Raw genomic sequence first — 19,802 nt, forward strand, 5'->3', positions numbered from 1 at the left:
GGCTCAGGCCCCGAGCATTTCGGTCCACATCCTCGGGAAGTCCGGCAAGGTCTTGGCGGTCGTCGCCACGTTCTCGATCTCCACGCCTTCGACGGCGAGGCCGATGATCGCGCCCGCCGTCGCCATGCGGTGGTCGTGGTACGTGTGGAAGACACCGCCGTGCAGCGGGCGCGGGCGGATGACCAGACCGTCCTCGGTCTCCGTCACGTCGCCGCCCAGCTCGTTGATCTCCTTGGTGAGCGCCGCCAGCCGGTCCGTCTCGTGGAGCCGCAGGTGCGCGACGCCGCGGAGCGTGGACGGCGAGTCGGCGAGCGCGGCGACCGCCGCGATGCCGGGGGTCAGTTCGCCGACCTCGCCGAGGTCGACGTCGATGCCGTGGATCCGGCCGGTGCCGGTGAAGGTCAGACCGGCCTCGGTCAGCTCGCAGGAGCCACCCATCTCGGTGAAGATCTCCCGCAGCGCGTCACCGGGCTGGGTGGTCCTGGCCGGCCAGTCCGGGACGGTGACCCGCCCGCCGGTGACCAGGGCCGCCGCCAGGAACGGCTGGGCGTTGGAGAGGTCCGGCTCGACCGTCAGGTCGCGGCCGAGCAGCGCGGAGGGGGAGACCCGCCAGACGTTCGGCTCGCCGCCCGTCTCCGGTTCGTCGACCTGGGCGCCGACCTGCCGCAGCATGTCGACGGTCATCCGGATGTGGGGGAGCGAGGGCAGCTTGGCGCCGGTGTGGCGCACCTCCACCCCCTGGTTGAAGCGGGGCGCCGAGAGCAGCAGGGCGCTGACGAACTGCGAGGACGAGGAGGCGTCGATCTCCACCGGCCCGCCGTCCAGGGCGCCACCGCCGTGCACGGTCATGGGCAGCGCGCCCCGGCCGTCGTCCTCGACCCGGGCGCCGAGCACGCGCAGCGCGTCGATCACCCCGTGCAGCGGCCGCTCGTGCGACCGGGCGTCGCCGTCGAAGTGCACCGGCCCGTCGGCGAGGGCGGCGACCGGCGGCAGGAAGCGCATGACCGTGCCGGCGTTGCCGACGTCCACGGTCGCGGGGCCGCGCAGGGGGGCGGGGATGATCCGCCAGGCCTCGCCCGTACCGTCCGGGCCGACGCCCTCCTCGATGCGGACGCCCAGCGTGCGCAGGGCCTCGGCCATCAGCAGCGTGTCACGGGACCGCAGCGGCCGCCGCAGCCAGCCCGGCTCGGCGGCGAGCGCCGCGAGGACCAGGCCGCGGTTGGTGACCGACTTCGATCCCGGCACGGTGACGGTCGCGTCGACGGCACCGCTCGCACAGGGCGCGGGCCAGAGGTCGGTGTGCAGGTCGGAGCGCGGGGAGGTATCGGTCATGCCCCTCACTTTAGTGCGGCACGCGGCGGCTACAGCCCCAGCAGCCAGCGGCCTCCGCCGATCAGGGAGCAGAGCGAGACCGCGTGGAAGAAGAAGAGCCAGATCGCCGCGTGCGCGTGGGTGAGCCGGGAGAGCTGGTCGGCGTCGGAGTCGGGGGCGCCTCCGTGGCGGCGCTTGCGCTGGAGTTCGAAGACCGGACGGACCCCGCCGAGGAGCAGGAACCAGACGACGGAGTACGCGAACGCCGACTGGACGTCCGGCCCGGTCAGCCAGGAGACCAGCAGGAAGGCAGCGCCCGTCAGCAGGACGGTGAAGATCCCGTACGCGTTGCGGACCATCACGAGCAGGGCCAGCAGCAGCCCGGTGGCGACCCACAGCAGCAGCGTGATCCGGTGGTCGGCGAGCAGCCACGCCCCGCCGAGGCCCAGCAGCGGGGCGGCGGTGTAGCCGGCGGCCGCGGTCAGGATCATCCCGATGCCGCGCGGCCGGCCGCGGGAGACGGTCAGGCCGCTGGTGTCGGAGTGCAGCCGGATCGCCTGGAGCCGGCGGCCGGTCGCGAGGGCGATCAGACCGTGGCCGCCCTCGTGGGCGATGGTGATCGCGTTGCGCGACAGGCGCCAGGTCGCCCGGGGAAGGACGGCGGCCAGGGCGGCCACGGCGGTGGCGATCACCAGCCACAGCTCCGGAGGCGACTGGGTGCCGAGGACTTCGGTCATGTGCGGGACGTGCTCCTCGGGTCGGGGGGCGGGCCGCCGGGGCGGGACTCCGCCGCCGGGAGGGGGCGTTCGGGATGCGGAAGGCGGTGGTCGGGAGACGGGAGGGAGTGGCAGTGTGGCACGTATGTGCGGACGGTATGCGGCGAGCCGACGGCCCGAGGACCTCGTCGGGCTCTTCGGAATCGAGAAGTGGGAGCCCGAGGAGACCCTCGCTCCCGACTGGAACGTGGCCCCCACGAAGGAGGTCTACGCCGTTCTGGAGCGTCCCTTGAAAGACGCGGAATCGCCCCGGCCGGTTCGCCAGCTGCGGGCACTGAAGTGGGGACTCGTCCCGTCCTGGTCGAAGACGCCCGAGGGCGCGGCCCGGATGATCAACGCCCGGGCGGAGACCGTCCACGAGAAGCCGTCGTTCAAGCGGGCGTTCTCCGCGCGGCGCTGCCTGCTGCCGGCCGACGGTTATTACGAGTGGGTGACCGGCTCGGGCGAGCGGGAGCTGGAGGTCGATGGGAAGAAGAAGCGCCCGCGCAAGCAGCCGTACTTCGTGACCCCGGCGGACGGCTCGGTCTTCGCGATGGCCGGGCTCTACGAGTTCTGGCGTGACCGGACCCTGCCCGACGACCACCCCTCAGCGTGGTGGGTGACGTGCTCGGTCATCACCACCGAGGCCGAGACGGGCCCCCTGGGGGTCGCCCCGGCGGAGGGCCCAGGGTCGCTGGCCGACATCCACCCCCGGATGCCCCTGATGCTGACGCCGGACCGCTGGGACACCTGGCTCGACCCGCGCACGACCGACCCGGAGGAGCTGCGCTCCCTCCTCGCCCCGCCGCAGGAGGGCCTGATGCGGGCCTATCCCGTGGCCACCGCCGTCAGCAACGTCCGCAACAACGGACCCGACCTGCTCGCGGAGCTGGACGGTCCGGAGCTCGCCACCCTCTTCTGAGACCCCGCTCTCCGAAACCCGCCTTCCGAGCCTCCGCCTTCCTAGGCCCCGCCCCGCCCGCGCTCGGCGCCCCCGGCTGCCGCGCCCCGGCACCCCCGGACGGCAGGATGGGCCCGTGACGAAGAGCGAGATCGTATCGACCGAGACCGGGGACGCGCGGATCACCTGGCACCCCGGAAAGAAGCCCTGGACGGTCCTCGCCGTCAGCCACGGCGCCGGCGGCGGGATCGAGGCCCGCGACCTGGTGGCCCTCGCCGCTGCCCTCCCCGAGCACGGCGTGACCGTCGCCCTCGTCGAACAGCCCTGGCGGGTCGCCGGGAAGAAGCTCGCCCCCGCGCCGAAGACCCTCGACACCGGCTGGCGCGGTCTCTGGCCGGCGCTCGCCCGGCCCGGCCTCCCCGTGATCGCCGGCGGCCGCAGCGCCGGGGCCCGGGTCGCCTGCCGCACTGGAGGAGAGCTCGGCGCGGCCGCCGTGCTCGCCCTGAGCTTCCCGCTCCACCCGCCCGGCAAGCCCGAGCGCACGCGCGCCGACGAACTCCTCGGCACCGGTCTGCCCACCCTCGTCGTCCAGGGCGGCAACGATCCCTTCGGGAAGCCCGGGGAATTCCCCCGGGGGGAGTACCGGCTCGTCGAGATCCCCCACGGCGACCACGGCTTCGCCCTCCCCAAGCGCGCCCCCCTCGGCCAGGACGAGGCCCTGGCGCTCCTCACCGCCGAAGTCGCCACGTGGGTCACGTCACTTCGCTGACACCGGGCCGTCGGCGGGAATGCCGGGCGGGGGACCTTGGTTGTGACGGACATCGGTGAGAGAGCAAAGGAAGAGGGAGTCCGTCGTATGGGTTCGACCATCTGCCCCCAGCGCCCGCAGGCCGCTGACCTCGACTGGACGGTCCTGCCCGCGGCCAAGATCGCCCCTATTCGGGCGGCGGGCGGAGCGGTTCCTCGTCTATCCTCCGAAACGAGCGGGTCCGCACTCGGGCTCGCCACCGCGCTGGAGGAGGTGGGTCCGGTCACTGGGACCGACACAGGGACCGACGACGGCCCCGAGGAGACGACCGCGGAGCGCAACGCGCGCTTCGAGCGGGACGCCCTCGGTTACCTCGACCAGATGTACTCCGCCGCGCTGCGCATGACGCGCAATCCCGCGGACGCCGAGGACCTGGTGCAGGAGACGTACGCCAAGGCGTACGGCTCGTTCCACCAGTTCCGCGAGGGTACGAACCTGAAGGCCTGGCTGTACCGCATCCTGACCAACACCTTCATCAACTCGTACCGCAAGAAGCAGCGCGAGCCCCAGCGCAGCGCCGCCGAGGAGATCGAGGACTGGCAGCTCGCCCGCGCCGAGTCGCACATGTCGACCGGCCTGCGCTCCGCCGAGTCCCAGGCCCTCGACCACCTGCCGGACTCCGACGTGAAGGAAGCCCTCCAGGCGATCCCCGAGGAGTTCCGCATCGCCGTCTATCTCGCGGACGTCGAGGGCTTTGCGTACAAGGAGATCGCGGACATCATGGGTACACCCATCGGTACGGTGATGTCCCGGCTGCACCGGGGCCGCCGCCAGTTGCGCGGCATGCTCGAGGACTACGCCCGCGACCGCGGGCTGGTTCCCGCGGGCGCCGGAGAGTCGAACGATCTGAAAGGCTCGGGCTCATGAGCTGCGGAGAGCCGCACGAGACGGACTGCTCAGAGGTCCTGGACCATCTCTACGAGTTCCTCGACCACGAGATGCCCGACAGCGACTGCACCAAGTTCGAGGTGCACTTCGAGGAGTGCTCCCCGTGCCTGGAGAAGTACGGCCTGGAGCAGGCGGTGAAGAAGCTCGTCAAGCGCTGCTGCGGCAGCGACGACGTCCCCAGCGACCTGCGGGCCAAGGTGATGGGCCGCATCGACCTCATCCGTTCGGGTCAACTTGTCCCCGAACAGGACGTGACGGACGTGACCGAGACGGGCGACGTGAAGGCCACCGCCCAGGAGTAGCCACCGGGCGAGCAGCCGCCGCCGAGCAGCCGGGCGCCTGACGGGCGCCGGGCGGCCGGCCGCCGGAAGACGCCGACGAGGAGGGCCACCGCGACGCGATCGCGGTGGCCCTCCCGCGTATATCAGCTTGTATCACCCGATGGTGCGAATCGGTGACAGCCGGCCGTTCCCGCGCGCCCGACTCGCTAGCGTGACAAGGGTGATGGGCGTGATGGTGATTCCGCGAGCGGCACGCGCGTACGTCTGCTGCGCCCTCCTCGGCGCCGCCGCGTGCGGCGCCCCCGCGCTCCGCCCCGGCGCCGCCACCCCCTGGGGCACGGTGGCGCTGCTCGCCGCCCTCTACGCCGTCTGCGAGCTGCCCGCCCGCTGCCGGCCCCTCGGCCGGGCAGCCGGTGGCGGACCGCTCGGCGCCGGCTCCTTCTTCGCCGTCCTGCTGGCCGCCGCGCTGCTCCTGCCGCCCGCCGCCGCCGCGCTCACCCCGCTGCCCGGCGCCCTCCTCGCCCGGATCGACAAGCCGCCCGTCGTGGTACGCCGCGCCTGGCGGGCCGCCCAACTGATGATCGCGGTCGGCGCGGCCGCGCTCGTCGCGGAGCTGCTGCGCCCCCACGAGGCCCTCGGAGACGGCCCGCGGACCCCCGACTTCCCCTACGTCCTGCTCCCGGCCGGCGCGGCCGCACTCGCCTTCTGCCTGGTCCTCACCGCCCTGGACGGCGGCATCCGGGCCACGGCCGAAGGGCTCGCCCCGCGCACCGCCTGGCGCGGGCTCTTCGGCCGCGCGCTCGCCCCGCACGCGGTCCACGGGCTCGCGGGGCTGATGATGGCGGTGCTGTGGCGCAGCTCGTACGGACCCGTCGCCGCCCTCTTCGTCCTGCTGCCCATGTACATCTCCTGCTGGGTCTTCGCCCAGTACCACCGCGAACGCGCCGCCCACCAGGCCACCATCCGCGCCCTCGTCCAGGCCGTCGACATCAAGGACCGGTACACCCGCGGCCACAGCGAACGGGTCGGCCGCGCCTCGGTGCTGATCGCCCGTGAGCTGGACATGACGGAGGAACGGCTGGAGCTCCTGCGGTTCGCCGGGATCCTCCACGACGTCGGCAAGCTCGGCGTGCCCACCCGCGTGCTGCGCAAGGACGGGCCCCTGACCCCGCCCGAGCGGCGGGTCATCGAGCTGCACCCGGAGTACGGCCACGAGATCGTCCGGGGCATCGGCTTCCTCGGCGAGGCACGGACGGCGATCCTCCACCACCACGAACGCATGGACGGCAGCGGCTACCCCTACGGGCTCAAGGGGGAACAGATCCCGGAGTTCGCCCGGGTGGTCGCCGTCGCCGACGCCTTCGACGCCATGACGTCGACCCGCTCCTACAGCCGCGCCCGGCCAGTGGGGACGGCGTTGGCGGAGCTGGAGCGGTGCGCCGGCACCCACTTCGACCCGCGGATGGTACGGGCGCTGGTGCGCGCCCTCGACCGGCACGGCTGGCAGACGGCCGTCACCGCCGACGAGGAGCCGCGCCAGGCATCCGGAACCCCCGAAGCCGGGGAACCGCGCCCGGGCCGTGGGACCGACCAGCCGCGTACGGGCCGCCAGGCCGGCCGGCGGCCCACCGCGCCCGCAGCCGACGAGCCGCGCACCGGGCCCGGCCTCCCGCCGCCGCGACCCCAGGCCGGACCGGCCGCCGGCCGGACGGCCGGGTCCGAGCCCGCCCCGCCCCGCCGCCGGGGCAGCGCGTGAGAGGCGGCGCCGTCACCGTCGGGGCGCTCTACGGCGCGGCGCTCCTGCTCACCGCCGGATCCCTCGCCGCCACCCTCTGGTACGGCGTCGCCGAACCGGGCAACGCCCTCGCCTTCGGTGTCCTCATCGCCCTCGGCGAGCTGGCCCGCTGGGGCGCCCTGCCCGGCGAACGGGAGCCCGCCCCGCTCGCCGCCGCCGGAGCGCTCGCGTACGCCCTCCTCGGCGAGAGCGGCGGCGTCCCCACCACCCACGGGGTCCCGCAGATCATCGCCGTCGCCGTCGCCGGCGGACTCCTCGGCATCGTGCCGCACGTGGCCCGCGGCGCCGGACCCGACCTCGACCACCTCGCCCGGCGGATCCTCACCGTCGGCTTCGCCGCCCTCTGCTTCCAGCCCCTCTACAACAGCGGCGAGATCGCCCACCGGATCGGCCAGGGCCCCTCCTACGCCCTCCTCCTGCTCGTGCTCCTCCTCCTCACCGCCCTCTGCGACGCCGTCCTCGCCGCCCTGATGCTCCGCGCCCGTACGGGCCACCCCTACGGCCCCCTGCTCCGCGACGAGCTGCGCGCCCTCATCGGCATCGGCTCCGCCGTCGGCGCCACCGGCTGCGTCATGGCCCTCGGCGTGGCCGCCACCGGCCTCTGGGCGCTGCCCGTCTTCTGCGTCCCGCTGCTGCTCGCCCAGGTCTCCTTCCGGCGCTACACCGCAGTCCGCACCACCAACGGACAGACGATCGCCTCCCTCGCCCGCGCCACCGAGATCGCCGGCTACACCCCGCCCGGCCACGCCCGCCGGGTCGCCGCCCTCAGCACGGCCGTCGGGCGCGAGCTGGGCCTGTCCGGGCCCGACCTGACCGTTCTGGAGTACGCGGCCCTGATGCACGACATCGGCCAGCTCTCCCTCGTAGACCCCGTCCCCGACGGGGCCACCGCCCCCCTGCCGGCCGAGGAGCAGCGCCGGATAGCGCTGCTCGGCGGAGCCGTCGTACGCCAGACCGGGGTCCCGCCCGCCGTCGCCGTGGTGGTGGAGCGGCAGGCCGACCCGTACGGGGAGCAGCCGCTGCCCGCCCGGATCGTCCGCACCGTCAACGCGTACGACGACTGGGCGCGGGAAGGCGTCGGAGGTGCCCTGAGCGCTTTGGAGCGGCTGCGGCTGGGGACCGCGCGCGACTTCCACCCCGAGGTCGTGGAGTCCCTGGCCAGAGTCCTGGGACGCGGCGGCGTCGCCCCCGTCCCTCCTGGGTAACCCATGGGTAATGAGCGCGCGTCCAACCGGGCATGGTTGGATGCGAACAAGAGGGTGAAACGACCGGCAGGCGGGAATCGTGAGGATCTTCGGGAAGGTACGGCATCGGCCCTCCGCCTCGTGGCGGCAGGCCACCGACCGCGCGTTCACGCTGATCGGTGACGGCCGGTACGAGGACGCGGGCGCGCTGCTCACGCGCGCGGCGGATCTGGAGCCCTGGCTCTCGGAGTCCTGGTTCAACCTGGCGCTGCTGCACAAGTTCCGGCACGACTGGGAGCAGGCCCGGGCCGCCGGGCTGCGCGCCGTCGCGCTGCTCGACAAGGAGACCGGCGCCCCGGACTGGTGGAACGTCGGCATCGCCGCCACCGCGCTCCAGGACTGGCCGCTGGCCCGCCGGGCCTGGCAGGCCTACGGACTGAAGGTGCCCGGCGCCTCCGCCGGGACCGGCGAGCCCGCCGGAATGGAGCTGGGCAGCGCGGCCGTGCGGCTCTCCCCGGAGGGCGAGGCGGAGGTCGTCTGGGGCCGCCGGCTCGACCCGGCCCGCATCGAGGTGCTCTCCATCCCGCTGCCGTCCTCCGGCCGCCGCTGGGGCGAGGTCGTCCTCCACGACGGCGTGCCCAACGGCGAGCGGACCACCACCGCCGGCCCCTCCTATCCCGTCTTCGACGAGATCGAGCTGTGGGCGCCGTCGCCGGTGCCGACCTGGGTGGTCCTCCTGGAGGCCGCGACCGAGGAGGACCGGGACGCCCTGGAGCGGCTCGCCGCCGACGCCGGATTCGCCGCCGAGGACTGGTCCTCGTCGGTCCGGCTGCTCTGCCGCTCCTGCTCCGAGTCGACGATGCCCAGCGCCGAGGGCGAGGGCGAGCACCTCGACCCCCACGACCACAGCGAACCGGGCCACCCCGGCCCGCTGGGACACCGCTCGCCCGGAGAGCTCTGGGTGCCCGAACGCGAGTGCGGCATCGCCGCTCCCGTCGGTCTGGTCCGCGGGCTCCTCGACGGCTGGGTGGCGGACAGCCCCGACAGCCGTGAGTGGCGGGATCTCGAAGAGGTCTGCTGAGTCCGTCCCCGCGGGCCCGTAGGCTGTCCTCCGACGGAATCGGGTTTTCAGGAAGGCGCGGCCGGACATGGCGCAGCAGGAGACGGACGAGCAGATCAACGACGGCTTCGTCGTGGACACGGAGGACTGCGAGGCGCGCGAGCTCGCCCACCGCGAGCGGGGCACGTCGCGTCCGATCACGGTCGTCGGCAATCCCGTGCTCCACCGCGAGTGCAAGGACGTCACCGAGTTCGACGACGGCCTCGCGACGCTGATCGACGACATGTTCGCCAGCCAGAAGACCGCCGAGGGCGTGGGCCTGGCGGCCAACCAGATCGGCGTGGACCTCAAGGTCTTCGTCTACGACTGCATGGACGACGAGGGCGTCCGCCACGTCGGCGTCGTCTGCAACCCCGTCCTGGAGGAGATCCCGGCCGAGCTGCGGGTCCTGGACGAGTCCAACGAGGGCTGCCTGTCCGTGCCCACCGCCTACGCCGAACTGGCCCGCCCCGACTACGCCGTGGTGCGCGGGCAGGACCCCCAGGGGAACCCCATCAAGGTCCGCGGCACGGGCTACTTCGCGCGCTGCCTCCAGCACGAGACGGACCACCTGTACGGCTACCTCTACATCGACCGCCTCTCCAAGCGCGACCGCAAGGACGCCCTGCGCCAGATGGCCGAGGGCACCCCGCGCTACGAGACGGTCCCGAACGACTGATCCCGTACCCGCGTACGACGAAGGGCCCCGCTCCCCCCGGAGCGGGGCCCTTCGTCGCGTACGGAGGACTAGAAGTCCTCGTCGAGGTCCACCGAGCCCTCCACCGCCACCTGGTAGGCGGACGGGCGGCGCTCGAAGAAGTTGGTCAGCTCCTGGACGCCCTGGAGCTCCATGAACGCGAACGGGTTCTCGGAGCCGTAGACCGGGGCGAAGCCCAGGCGCTGGAGGCGCTGGTCGGCGACGCACTGGAGGTACTCGCGCATCGACTCGGTGTTCATGCCCGGCAGCCCCTCGCCGCACAGGTCGCGGCCGAACTGCAGCTCCGCCTCCACGGCCTCCTTCAGCATGTCGGTGACCTGCTGACGCAGGGCGTCGTCGAACAGCTCCGGCTCCTCCTTGCGGACGGTGTCCACGACCTCGAAGGCGAAGTTCATGTGCATCGTCTCGTCACGGAAGACCCAGTTGGTGCCGGTGGCCAGACCGTGCAGCAGACCGCGGGACCGGAACCAGTACACGTAGGCGAAGGCGCCGTAGAAGAACAGGCCCTCGATGCAGGCGGCGAAGCAGATCAGGTTGAGCAGGAACCGCCGGCGGTCCGCCTGGGTCTCCAGCCGGTCCATCTTCTCGACCGAGTCCATCCACCGGAAGCAGAACTGCGCCTTCTCGCGGATGGAGGGGATGTTCTCGACGGCGTCGAACGCGGCGGCGCGGTCGTCCGGGTCGGGGAGGTAGGTGTCGAGCAGCGTCAGATAGAACTGGACGTGCACGGCCTCCTCGAACAGCTGGCGCGAGAGGTACAGCCGAGCCTCGGGCGAGTTGATGTGCTTGTACAGCGTCAGCACGAGGTTGTTGGCGACGATCGAGTCACCGGTCGCGAAGAACGCCACCAGCCGGCCGATCATGTGCTGCTCGCCCGGCGTCAGCTTGGCGAGGTCGGCGACGTCGGAGTGGAGGTCGACCTCCTCCACTGTCCAGGTGTTCTTGATCGCGTCCCGGTAGCGCTCGTAGAAGTCCGGGTAGCGCATGGGACGCAGCGTCAGCTCGAAGCCCGGGTCGAGGAGGTTCTTCTGGTCGTGGGAGCTCATCACTGGCAGGCCTCGCAGGACTCGGGGTTTTCCAGGGAGCAGGCGACCGCGTCGGGGTCGGCGGCCTGCTGGACGGGGATGGGGGCGGCGGTGGGCGTCGCGGCGCGGGCCGCGCGGGCGATCCGGGTCGCCGGGCGGGAGCGCAGGTAGTACGTCGTCTTCAGCCCCTGCTTCCAGGCGTACGCGTACATCGACGACAGCTTGCCGATCGTCGGCGTCTCCAGGAACAGGTTCAGGGACTGCGACTGGTCCAGGAACGGGGTGCGGGCCGCCGCCATGTCGATCAGGCCGCGCTGCGGGATCTCCCACGCCGTGCGGTACAGCTCGCGCACCTCGGCCGGCACCCAGCCGAAGTCGGCGACCGAGCCGTTGGCCTCGCGCAGCGCCTCACGGGTCTGCGCGTCCCACACGCCGAGCCGCTTCAGCTCGTCCACGAGGTAGGAGTTGACCTGGAGGAACTCCCCGGAGAGCGTCTCCCGCTTGAAGAGGTTGGAGACCTGCGGCTCGATGCACTCGTACACGCCCGCGATCGACGCGATCGTCGCCGTCGGCGCGATGGCGAGGAGGAGGCTGTTGCGCATGCCGACCGCCGCGATCCGCTCGCGCAGCGCGGCCCAGCGCTCGGGCCAGGTCAGCGCCACGTCGTAGTGGTCGGGGTGCAGGACGCCCCGGGCGGCGCGGGTCTTCTCCCAGGCCGGGAGCGGGCCGTTGCGCTCGGCGAGGTCGGTGGAGGCCTCGTACGCCGCGAGCATGATCCGCTCGGCGATCCGCGTCGACAGCGCGCGGGCCTCGGGCGAGTCGAAGGGCAGCTTCAGCTGGAAGAAGACGTCCTGGAGGCCCATCGCGCCCAGGCCGACGGGCCGCCAGCGGGAGTTGGAGCGCCCGGCCTGCTCGGTCGGGTAGAAGTTGATGTCGACGACCCGGTCGAGGAATGTGACGGCCGTACGGACGGTCGCGTCCAGCCGCTCCCAGTCGATGTCGCCGGTCGACAGGTCGACGAAGGCGCCGAGGTTGACCGAGCCCAGGTTGCAGACCGCGGTCTCGCCGTCGTCCGTGACCTCCAGGATCTCCGTGCAGAGATTGGAGGAGTGCACCGTGTGGCCGGGCTCCGCCGTCTGGTTGGCGGTCCGGTTCGAGGCGTCCTTGAAGGTCATCCAGCCGTTGCCGGTCTGCGCCAGGGTCCGCATCATCCGGCCGTACAGCTCGCGCGCCGGCATGGTCTTGCGGGCCAGCCCCTTGGCCTCGGCGGCGCGGTAGGCGGTGTCGAACTCCTCGCCCCACAGGTCGACCAGCTCGGGCACGTCGGCGGGGGAGAACAGCGACCACGGGGCGTCGGCGTTGACCCGCCGCATGAACTCGTCCGGGATCCAGTGCGCCAGGTTGAGGTTGTGCGTACGCCGCTGGTCCTCACCGGTGTTGTCGCGCAGCTCCAGGAACTCCTCGATGTCCGCGTGCCAGGTCTCCAGGTAGACGGCGGCCGCGCCCTTGCGCCGCCCGCCCTGGTTCACGGCGGCGACGGAGGCGTCCAGCGTCTTGAGGAACGGCACGATGCCGTTGGAGTGCCCGTTGGTACCGCGGATCAGCGAGCCGCGGGCTCGGATGCGGGAGTACGACAGGCCGATGCCGCCGGCGTGCTTGGAGAGCCGGGCGACCTGGTGGTACCGGTCGTAGATGGAGTCCAGCTCGTCCTTCGGCGAGTCCAGCAGATAGCAGGACGACATCTGCGGGTGGCGGGTGCCGGAGTTGAAGAGCGTGGGGGAGGAGGGGAGGTAGTCGAGCCGGCTCATCAGCCCGTAGAGCGCCGCCACCTCGTCGAGCGCGCGGGCGCTGTCGTCCTCGGCGAGGCCGCAGGCCACCCGGAGCATGAAGTGCTGCGGGGTCTCGATCACCTTGCGGGTGATCGGGTGGCGCAGGAGGTAGCGGGAGAAGAGCGTGCGCAGGCCGAAATAGCCGAAGCGGTCGTCCGCGGCGGAGTCGATCAGCGTGTCCAGCCGGGCGGCGTGCTGCCGGACGAACGCGGCCGTGCGGTCGGCGATCAGACCCTCGTGGTGGCCGACGGCCACCGAGGAGGAGAAGGTGATCGCGCCCTGGCCGGCGGCCTCGTCGGCGATGGTGATCGTCAGCAGGCGGGCCGCGAGCCGCGAGTAGGCCGGGTCCTCGGCGATCAGACCGGCGGCCGCCTCGGTGGCCAGCTCCCGCAGCTCCGCCTCGTCGGAGGAGGCGTTGCGGCCGCGCAGCGCGGCGGCGGCGACCTTGCCCGGGTCGGTGTCGGGGAGATCGGCGGTGAGGTCGGTCAGGGTCCGCAGCAGCATGGTGCCGGGTCCGTCGCTCTCGATCGCCGTGGCCGGATCGGCTGGCGCGATGGTCACGTGGGGCTCTCCCTCGCTCGGCCCGGGGGCGGCGGCGGGAGGCGGACGGCAGGGGGCACCCCTTCACGCGGGCGCGCGCCGTGTCCACCGGCCCACTCCGCGAGGCCCGGACGACTCTGGCACCCGGAACGGACGGACCGGGCGCACTGTCGGCAGGTCTTCGGACTCGCGTGAGCGCAAAAGCACACCAACACACCGTTGCGGGACAGTTCCGGATTTCCACCGGATTCCCCTGCGGCGACAGCGAGATGAGCATACATGTGGGGGGCGCCGCTTGCGGCACCCCCCACATGTTGTGTCGCTCCTCCTCCGGTGCGTCCGCCTTTCAGCCCCTCCGCCCCGGAGCGAGCGGTCAGTGCGTGTTCGCGCCGAGCTTGGGAAGCTCGGTCTCGACCCCCGGGTCGCCCGCGTCCGCGGTGTAGTCCGACGGAGAGGTCTCGTCGATGCCGTCCGGCGCCTTGACCGCCCTCAGGACGAAGGTGAGGACGACGGTGACGACGACGTTGAGCACGAAGGCGGTGAGACCGATGTAGCCGATCTCGCCGATGCCCGGGATCTCGGCGGACGAGCCGCCGAAGTGCTTCTGGGTCGGGCTGGCCACGCCGTACGCCGCCGCCGTGCCGTACACCATGCCGACGGCCCAGCCGGCGAGCAGCGCCCAGCGGTGGAACCAGCGGGTGAACAGGCCGCCGACCAGCGCCGGCAGGGTCTGCAGGATCCAGATGCCGCCGAGGAGCTGGAAATTGATGGCGACGGTCTTGTCCATGGTGAGGACGAAGGCCAGCGCGCCGACCTTCACCAGCAGGGACACCAGCTTGGACACCTTGGTCTCCTGCTCCGGCGTGGCGTCCGGCTTCAGGAAGTCCTTGTAGATGTTGCGGGTGAAGAGGTTGGCCGCGGCGATCGACATGATCGCCGCCGGCACCAGCGCGCCGATGCCGATCGCGGCGAAGGCCACGCCCGCGAACCAGTCGGGGAACATGTTCTCGAACAGCTGCGGGATGGCGAGCTGGCCGTTGCTGACCTTGACCCCGGCCGCGATCGCCATGAAGCCGAGCAGCGCCAGCAGACCCAGCATCAGGGAGTAGAGCGGCAGGATCGTGGTGTTGCGGCGGATGACGTCACGGCTGCGCGAGGAGAGCGTCGCCGTGATCGAGTGCGGGTACATGAAGAGCGCGAGCGCCGACCCGAGCGCCAGCGTGGCATAGCCCCACTGGCCCATCTCGCCCGGCACCAGCGCGCCGCGCGGCTTGTCGGTCGCCGGGTTGACCGTCGCGTAGGCCTCGCCGGCCTTGGCGAAGATCTCGTCGAAGCCGCCGAGCTTGATCGGGATGTAGATGATCGCCACCGCGATGACGATGTAGATCAGGGTGTCCTTGACGAAGGCGATGAGCGCCGGGGCGCGCAGACCCGAGGAGTACGTGTACGCCGCGAGGACGCCGAACGCGATCAGCAGCGGCAGGTCCTTGATGAACCAGTGGGTGGTCTCGCCGCCGCCCACGCCCATCACGTCTAGGACGGCCTGGATGCCGACGAGCTGGAGCGCGATGTACGGCATGGTGGCGAGGATGCCGGTCAGCGCGACCGCCAGCGACAGGCCCTTGGAGCCGAACCGGCCGCGGACGAAGTCCGAGGTGGTGACGTAGCCGTGCTTGTGCGAGACGGACCACAGGCGCGGCAGGAAGGTGAAGATCAGCGGGTAGACCAGGATGGTGTACGGCACGGCGAAGAAGCCGGCCGCGCCTGCCGCGTAGATCGCCGCCGGGACGGCGACGAAGGTGTAGGCGGTGTAGAGGTCGCCGCCCAGCAGGAACCAGGTCACCCAGGTGCCGAACGAGCGGCCGCCCAGGCCCCACTCGTCGAGGCTGTGCTCGTTCTCGGCCCTGCGCCAGCGCGAGGCGAGGAAGCCCATGACCGTGACGGCCAGGAAGAAGAAGATGAAGACGGCGAGTGCGACGCCGTTCACGCCGTCCTTCACTTCGACCCACCTCCCTTGCGGGAGCGCTGGTCACGCTGCCACAGCTGGTACGCGATCATGGTCAGCACGGTCGAGATGACGACCCAGGCCATCTGGTACCAGTAGAAGAACGGGATGCCGATGAAGGTCGGTTCGACCTTCGCGTACGAGCTCACCCAGAGCATCGCCACGAACGGCGCGAACAGGCAGAGCGCCACCACCACTCGCACGGGTGTGACGGTTGGTTGTCTTTGCTGTGTTTCCGGCATACGGCGAACCGTCCCCTCGCTGATCACCTGTGTAATGGGCAGGAAATCTAGGGGACGGGTACGCCGTATGGAACCCCCGTCCGAATATCGGACGCGGCTGGGGTTTTTTGTCGGGGAATGGCGGGCGGCGGCTCAGCCGTTGGGGCGCTGCAGCCTGGCGACGAACTTGTACCGGTCGCCGCGGTAGACCGAGCGCACCCACTCGACCGGCTCCCCCTGGGCGTCCAGGGAGTGACGGGAGAGCATCAGCATCGGCAGGCCCACGTCCGTCCCGAGCAGCCCGGCCTCGCGCGGAGTGGCCAGGGAGGTCTCGATCGTCTCCTCGGCCTCGGCGAGGTGTACGTCGTACACCTCGGCCAGCGCGGTGTAGAGCGAGGTGTACTTCACCAGCGAACGGCGCAGCGCCGGGAAGCGCTTGGCCGAGAGGTGGGTGGTCTCGATCGCCATCGGCTCGCCGCTCGCCAGGCGCAGCCGCTCGATGCGCAGCACCCGGCCGCCCGCGGAGATGTCGAGCAGTCCGGCCAGGGTGTCGTCGGCGGTGACGTACCCGATGTCGAGCAGCTGGGAGGTGGGCTCCAGGCCCTGGGCCCGCATGTCCTCGGTGTAGGAGGTCAGTTGCAGCGCCTGCGAGACCTTGGGCTTGGCCACGAAGGTGCCCTTGCCCTGGATGCGTTCGAGGCGGCCCTCGACGACCAGCTCCTGCAGGGCCTGGCGCACGGTGGTGCGCGAGGTGTCGAACTCGGCGGCGAGGGTGCGCTCCGGCGGGACCGGCGTGCCGGGCGGCAGGGTCTCCGTCATGTCGAGCAAATGCCGCTTCAGTCGGTAGTACTTGGGCACGCGCGCGGTGCGGGTGGCGGCCCCGCCCTCCGTCTCCGTGCTGCCCGCGTCCGTGGCCATGGCCTGCCTTCCCGACTCCTGTGCTGCTGCCGTCACCGGCTCCTCCGTCTGTCGCGGCTCACATGGTGGCACGGACCGGTCACGGGTCGTCGCCCTCCCTCAGGTGTCGGTCCGATAACGGACCCGACTGCCCTTCTTATACACCCTTGACACCCCTAAAGGTCTAGGCCAAGCTCCCGGTACTGGTCTAAACCATTAAAGACCAGGTCCCAGCCCCACGAGCATTACTCGGCGTATGTCTTCGCGCGGTGGGCAGGGGTTGCAGGCATCCCTGAGGAGGGTGGCGTGAAGCGCAAGCTCATCGCGGCGATCGGCGTCGCGGGCATGATGGTCTCGATCGCGGCGTGTGGCGGTTCGGACAAGGGTGGGGACTCGGCCGGGGGCGACGTCAAGGAGATCACCGTCTGGCTGACGGTGGACGCCCAGAACAACTGGCCCGAGCTGGTCAAGGCCGCCGACGACGCCGTGGTCAAGAAGCACCCCGGCATCAAGATCAAGCACGAGTACTACGGCTGGCCGGACAAGAACACCAAGCTCGACGCGGTGCTCGCCACGGACAAGGCCCCGGACGTTGTCGAGATGGGCAACTCCGAGATGATCAGCTACATGGCCAAGGGCGCCTTCGCCGAGGTCGACGCGTCGAAGTTCGAGAACTCGGACAAGTGGCTCGACGCCCTCAAGGACTCGGTCACCTACAACGGCAAGACCTACGGCGTCCCCTACTACGCCGGTGGCCGCGTGGGCACCTGGCGCAAGGACATCGCCGCCGAGGCGGGCGTCAAGGCCGCCCCGAAGACCTGGGCCGAGCTGACCGCCGCCCTCGACGCCATCCAGAAGAAGAAGGGCGGCAAGTTCAGCGCCTGGTACCAGCCGTCGCCCGACTGGTACGCCGCGATGTCCTTCGTCTTCGACGCCGGCGGCTCGATCGCCAAGCAGGACGGCGAGACCTGGAAGGCGAACCTCTCCTCGCCGGAGTCCGTCAAGGGCCTCAACGAGTACAAGAACATCATCGACAAGTACATGCACGGCGACAAGACGAAGGACGAGTCCGACCGTCCCGTCGTCTTCGGCCAGGGCAACGCCGCCACGATGTTCGCCGCCGGCTGGGAAGGCGCCACCGCGGCCGACCCGAAGAGCGACAAGGTCGGCGGGCTGAAGGACAAGCTCGAGAACTTCGTGATGCCCGGCCCGTCCGGCAAGAACCTCCCGGTCTTCCTCGGCGGCTCGGACCTGGCCATCCCGGTCAAGTCCAAGGCGCAGGGCGTCGCCGCCGAGTGGATCGCCGCCTTCACCGGCGCCGAGGGCCAGAAGGGCCTCGTCGCCAAGGGCAACCTGCCCAACAACAAGGCGGACCTCGCCCCGCTGAAGGCCGACCCGGCCACCACGGTCCCGGCCACCGCCGCCGAGTCCAGCTGGTTCGTCCCGACCGCTCCGGGCTGGGGCCAGGTCGAGAAGGCCCAGATCCTCAAGACGATGCTCATCGAGATCGCCAACGGCAAGAAGTCGGTCGAGGCCGCCGCGAAGGACGCGGACACCGCGATCGACAAGGTCATCAACACCAAGTGACCTTGTGCGGGGCCCCGTCCTCCCGACGGGGCCCCGCCGCCCGTACCAGAGAGGGATCGCTGAGGAGCACGGGATGAGTGCCGCAGACACAACCACCGCGAAGGTGCCGCCGTTGCGGCAATCGCCACCATCCGGCTCTGGAGCCGGCACGCCCGGCACGCCGGGGAAGAAGACGACCAAGGGCGCGGCCGGGATCCCCTGGCTCCTCCTCGCGCCCTGCCTGCTCGTCCTGGTCCTGGTCCTCGGCTATCCGCTGCTGCGACTGGTCACCCTCTCCTTCCAGCACTTCGGCCAGCCCCAGCTCTGGGGCTTCCAGGAGGCGGAGTCGGCGGGGTTCGAGAACTTCTCGAAGATCCTGGGGGACACCGAGTTCTGGGCCGTCGTCCTGCGCACCGTGGTCTTCACGGCCGGCGCGGTCATCCTCACCATGGTCCTCGGCATGATGATCGCGCTGCTGCTGCAGAAGGTCTCCGGCTGGGTCAAGGCCCTGATCAACATCGTGCTCGTGGCCAGCTGGGGCATGCCCATCATCGTCGCCACCGCCATCTTCAAGTGGCTCTTCGACGCCGACTACGGCGTGCTCAACTGGCTGCTCAGCAAGGTGCCGGGCGTCGACATGATCGGCCACAACTGGTTCGCCAGCGGCCCCCAGGGCCTCGCCGTGATCATGCTGCTCGTGGTCTGGGGAGCCGTCCCCTTCGTGGTCATCACGCTGAGCGCCGGCCTCACCCAGGTACCCAAGGAGCTCGAAGAGGCCGCCCGCCTCGACGGCGCCGGAGCCTGGGGCGTCTTCCGCTTCGTCACGCTCCCCATCCTCAAGCCGATCATCGTCATGCTGACGACGCTCTCGGTGATCTGGGACATGGGCGTCTTCCCGCAGGTCTACGTGATGCGCAACGGCCACCCCGAGGCGGAGTTCCAGGTCCTCACCACGTACTCGTTCGACAAGGCGTTCGTCGTCAACGACTACGGCACCGGCTCGGCGATCGCGCTCGTCACGGTCTTCCTGCTCCTCGGAGTGGTCGCCGTCTACATGCGTCAGATGCTCAAGATCGGAGAAGTGGAGTGAGCACCGCGAACGCACCGGGCCGCGTGACCACCAAGACCGCGGCCCCCGCCGCCCCCGCGACCACCCGCCGCCGCACGCCCAAGCTCGGCTGGAACCTCCTCGGACTCCTCGTCGTCGTGGTGATCGGCTTCCCGGTCTACTGGATGGTGAACACGGCGTTCAAGCCGGCGAAGGACGCCATCGACCCGAACCCGCACTTCTTCCCCTCCACCTTCACGCTGGAGAACTTCAAGCGGGCGCTGGAGGTCGCGGACTTCTGGGGCCCGGTCACCCGCAGCCTCATCGTCTCCTCGGTGGTCGTCGTCATCGGCATCGTCGTCGGCATGCTGGCGGCGCTCGCCATCTCCCGCTTCGCCTTCCGCGGCCGCAAGATCGTGATCGTCGGCATCCTCGCCGTCCAGATGGTCCCGCTCGTCGCGATGATCATCCCGGTCTTCCTGATGCTGAACGACCTGGGACAGTACGACCGGATCACCGGCTTGATCATCACGTACCTGACCTTCATCCTGCCCTTCACGGTCTGGACGCTGCGCGGCTTCATCGTCAACATCCCCAAGGAGCTGGAGGAGGCCGCCCAGGTCGACGGCTGCACCCGCACCGGCGCCTTCATCCGCGTCGTCTTCCCGCTCCTCGCGCCCGGCATGGTCGCCACCTCCGTCTACGGCTTCATCCAGGCGTGGAACGAGTACCTCTACGCCCTGATGCTGATGAGCCAGCAGAACCAGACCGCCACCGTCTGGCTCGGCAACTTCATCACGAAGAACGGCACCGAGTACGCCCCGATGATGGCGGGCTCCACCATGATGGCCGTCCCCATCGTGATCCTCTTCCTCCTCGTCCAGCGCAAGATGGCCGCCGGTCTGACCGCCGGCGCGGTGAAGGGATGACG

Annotated in this window: 18 protein-coding genes and 1 riboswitch; of the genes, 11 read left to right on the forward strand and 7 right to left on the reverse strand. The window is 71.0% G+C overall.

Annotated features, from left to right (window positions below; genetic code table 11):
* Positions 1 to 3 precede the first annotated feature (3 nt).
* Both aroA and ACZ6RC_RS09600 read right to left on the reverse strand, forming a co-directional pair.
* A complete protein-coding gene (gene aroA / locus ACZ6RC_RS09595; protein WP_391139309.1) occupies positions 4 to 1,332 on the reverse strand; it encodes a 3-phosphoshikimate 1-carboxyvinyltransferase in 1,329 nt (442 codons plus the stop codon).
* A 29-nt stretch (positions 1,333 to 1,361) separates the two neighbouring features.
* Entirely contained in the window at positions 1,362 to 2,048 is a 687-nt protein-coding gene (locus tag ACZ6RC_RS09600) for a M50 family metallopeptidase (RefSeq protein ID WP_391139308.1), read from the reverse strand.
* Between the two features lie 124 nt (positions 2,049 to 2,172).
* Here ACZ6RC_RS09600 and ACZ6RC_RS09605 point away from each other — a divergent pair, with 124 nt between their 5' ends.
* From ACZ6RC_RS09605 to def, 8 genes are all read left to right on the forward strand, one after another.
* Positions 2,173 to 2,988, forward strand: a complete 816-nt coding sequence (locus ACZ6RC_RS09605) for an SOS response-associated peptidase (protein ID WP_453613631.1) — start codon at positions 2,173 to 2,175, stop codon at positions 2,986 to 2,988.
* Positions 2,989 to 3,103: 115 nt separating this feature from the next.
* The gene (locus ACZ6RC_RS09610; RefSeq protein ID WP_453613632.1) at positions 3,104 to 3,736 is read left to right on the forward strand and encodes an alpha/beta hydrolase family protein; all 633 of its coding nucleotides are present in this window, start codon (positions 3,104 to 3,106) and stop codon (positions 3,734 to 3,736) included.
* A gap of 252 nt (positions 3,737 to 3,988) precedes the next feature.
* Positions 3,989 to 4,642, forward strand: coding sequence for a sigma-70 family RNA polymerase sigma factor (locus ACZ6RC_RS09615; RefSeq protein ID WP_391139673.1), 654 nt, complete (start codon positions 3,989 to 3,991; stop codon positions 4,640 to 4,642).
* A complete protein-coding gene (rsrA, locus tag ACZ6RC_RS09620; protein WP_453613635.1) occupies positions 4,639 to 4,965 on the forward strand; it encodes a mycothiol system anti-sigma-R factor in 327 nt (108 codons plus the stop codon). Before ACZ6RC_RS09615 ends, rsrA begins: the two co-directional genes overlap by 4 nt.
* A 202-nt stretch (positions 4,966 to 5,167) precedes the next feature.
* A complete protein-coding gene (locus ACZ6RC_RS09625; protein WP_469580443.1) occupies positions 5,168 to 6,700 on the forward strand; it encodes an HD-GYP domain-containing protein in 1,533 nt (510 codons plus the stop codon).
* Positions 6,697 to 7,944, forward strand: coding sequence for an HD-GYP domain-containing protein (locus ACZ6RC_RS09630; RefSeq protein WP_391139304.1), 1,248 nt, complete (start codon positions 6,697 to 6,699; stop codon positions 7,942 to 7,944). Before ACZ6RC_RS09625 ends, ACZ6RC_RS09630 begins: the two co-directional genes overlap by 4 nt.
* Before the next feature lie 79 nt (positions 7,945 to 8,023).
* Positions 8,024 to 9,004, forward strand: a complete 981-nt coding sequence (locus ACZ6RC_RS09635) for a tetratricopeptide repeat protein (RefSeq protein WP_391139303.1) — start codon at positions 8,024 to 8,026, stop codon at positions 9,002 to 9,004.
* 67 nt (positions 9,005 to 9,071) lie between these two features.
* Positions 9,072 to 9,701: a peptide deformylase gene (gene def / locus ACZ6RC_RS09640; protein ID WP_453613640.1), complete on the forward strand. Its 630-nt coding sequence runs from the start codon at positions 9,072 to 9,074 to the stop codon at positions 9,699 to 9,701.
* Positions 9,702 to 9,769: 68 nt separating this feature from the next.
* Here the strand turns inward: def and ACZ6RC_RS09645 are convergent, their stop codons facing one another.
* The 5 genes from ACZ6RC_RS09645 to ACZ6RC_RS09665 all read right to left on the reverse strand — a co-directional run bounded on the left by ACZ6RC_RS09645 (position 9,770) and on the right by ACZ6RC_RS09665 (position 16,278).
* Entirely contained in the window at positions 9,770 to 10,786 is a 1,017-nt protein-coding gene (locus tag ACZ6RC_RS09645) for a ribonucleotide-diphosphate reductase subunit beta (protein ID WP_391139301.1), read from the reverse strand.
* Entirely contained in the window at positions 10,786 to 13,155 is a 2,370-nt protein-coding gene (locus tag ACZ6RC_RS09650) for a ribonucleoside-diphosphate reductase subunit alpha (protein ID WP_469580448.1), read from the reverse strand. Before ACZ6RC_RS09650 ends, ACZ6RC_RS09645 begins: the two co-directional genes overlap by 1 nt.
* Before the next feature lie 134 nt (positions 13,156 to 13,289).
* A riboswitch (cobalamin riboswitch) is annotated at positions 13,290 to 13,412 on the reverse strand.
* 95 nt (positions 13,413 to 13,507) lie between these two features.
* Positions 13,508 to 15,133 carry a monocarboxylate uptake permease MctP gene (gene mctP / locus ACZ6RC_RS09655; protein ID WP_391139299.1) on the reverse strand — a complete coding sequence of 542 codons (1,626 nt, stop codon included), beginning with the start codon at positions 15,131 to 15,133 and terminating at the stop codon, positions 13,508 to 13,510.
* Entirely contained in the window at positions 15,130 to 15,381 is a 252-nt protein-coding gene (locus tag ACZ6RC_RS09660) for a DUF3311 domain-containing protein (protein ID WP_391139298.1), read from the reverse strand. Before ACZ6RC_RS09660 ends, mctP begins: the two co-directional genes overlap by 4 nt.
* A gap of 132 nt (positions 15,382 to 15,513) precedes the next feature.
* Positions 15,514 to 16,278 carry a GntR family transcriptional regulator gene (locus ACZ6RC_RS09665; protein WP_046907340.1) on the reverse strand — a complete coding sequence of 255 codons (765 nt, stop codon included), beginning with the start codon at positions 16,276 to 16,278 and terminating at the stop codon, positions 15,514 to 15,516.
* A 285-nt stretch (positions 16,279 to 16,563) separates the two neighbouring features.
* On the opposite strand from ACZ6RC_RS09665, the gene ACZ6RC_RS09670 reads away from it, so the two are divergent.
* The 3 genes from ACZ6RC_RS09670 (at position 16,564) to ACZ6RC_RS09680 (ending at position 19,800) form a co-directional block, all read left to right on the forward strand.
* Positions 16,564 to 17,844: an extracellular solute-binding protein gene (locus ACZ6RC_RS09670; RefSeq protein WP_391139297.1), complete on the forward strand. Its 1,281-nt coding sequence runs from the start codon at positions 16,564 to 16,566 to the stop codon at positions 17,842 to 17,844.
* 73 nt (positions 17,845 to 17,917) lie between these two features.
* Complete coding sequence (locus tag ACZ6RC_RS09675) at positions 17,918 to 18,913, forward strand: carbohydrate ABC transporter permease (protein WP_453613646.1); 996 nt, start codon at positions 17,918 to 17,920, stop codon at positions 18,911 to 18,913.
* Positions 18,914 to 18,936: 23 nt separating this feature from the next.
* Complete coding sequence (locus ACZ6RC_RS09680) at positions 18,937 to 19,800, forward strand: carbohydrate ABC transporter permease (RefSeq protein WP_391139672.1); 864 nt, start codon at positions 18,937 to 18,939, stop codon at positions 19,798 to 19,800.
* The last annotated feature ends 2 nt before the right edge of the window (positions 19,801 to 19,802 follow it).

Source organism: Streptomyces sp. NPDC048353, assembly GCF_055587165.1.

Coding starts and splice junctions, on each gene's coding strand:
- aroA (WP_391139309.1), bottom strand. CDS start 1,332: ATGACCGATACCTCCCCGCGCTCCGACCTGCACACCGACCTCTGGCCC.
- ACZ6RC_RS09600 (WP_391139308.1), bottom strand. CDS start 2,048: ATGACCGAAGTCCTCGGCACCCAGTCGCCTCCGGAGCTGTGGCTGGTG.
- ACZ6RC_RS09605 (WP_453613631.1), top strand. CDS start 2,173: ATGTGCGGACGGTATGCGGCGAGCCGACGGCCCGAGGACCTCGTCGGG.
- rsrA (WP_453613635.1), top strand. CDS start 4,639: ATGAGCTGCGGAGAGCCGCACGAGACGGACTGCTCAGAGGTCCTGGAC.
- ACZ6RC_RS09625 (WP_469580443.1), top strand. CDS start 5,168: ATGGGCGTGATGGTGATTCCGCGAGCGGCACGCGCGTACGTCTGCTGC.
- def (WP_453613640.1), top strand. CDS start 9,072: ATGGCGCAGCAGGAGACGGACGAGCAGATCAACGACGGCTTCGTCGTG.
- ACZ6RC_RS09645 (WP_391139301.1), bottom strand. CDS start 10,786: ATGAGCTCCCACGACCAGAAGAACCTCCTCGACCCGGGCTTCGAGCTG.
- ACZ6RC_RS09660 (WP_391139298.1), bottom strand. CDS start 15,381: ATGCCGGAAACACAGCAAAGACAACCAACCGTCACACCCGTGCGAGTG.
- ACZ6RC_RS09665 (WP_046907340.1), bottom strand. CDS start 16,278: ATGGCCACGGACGCGGGCAGCACGGAGACGGAGGGCGGGGCCGCCACC.
- ACZ6RC_RS09675 (WP_453613646.1), top strand. CDS start 17,918: ATGAGTGCCGCAGACACAACCACCGCGAAGGTGCCGCCGTTGCGGCAA.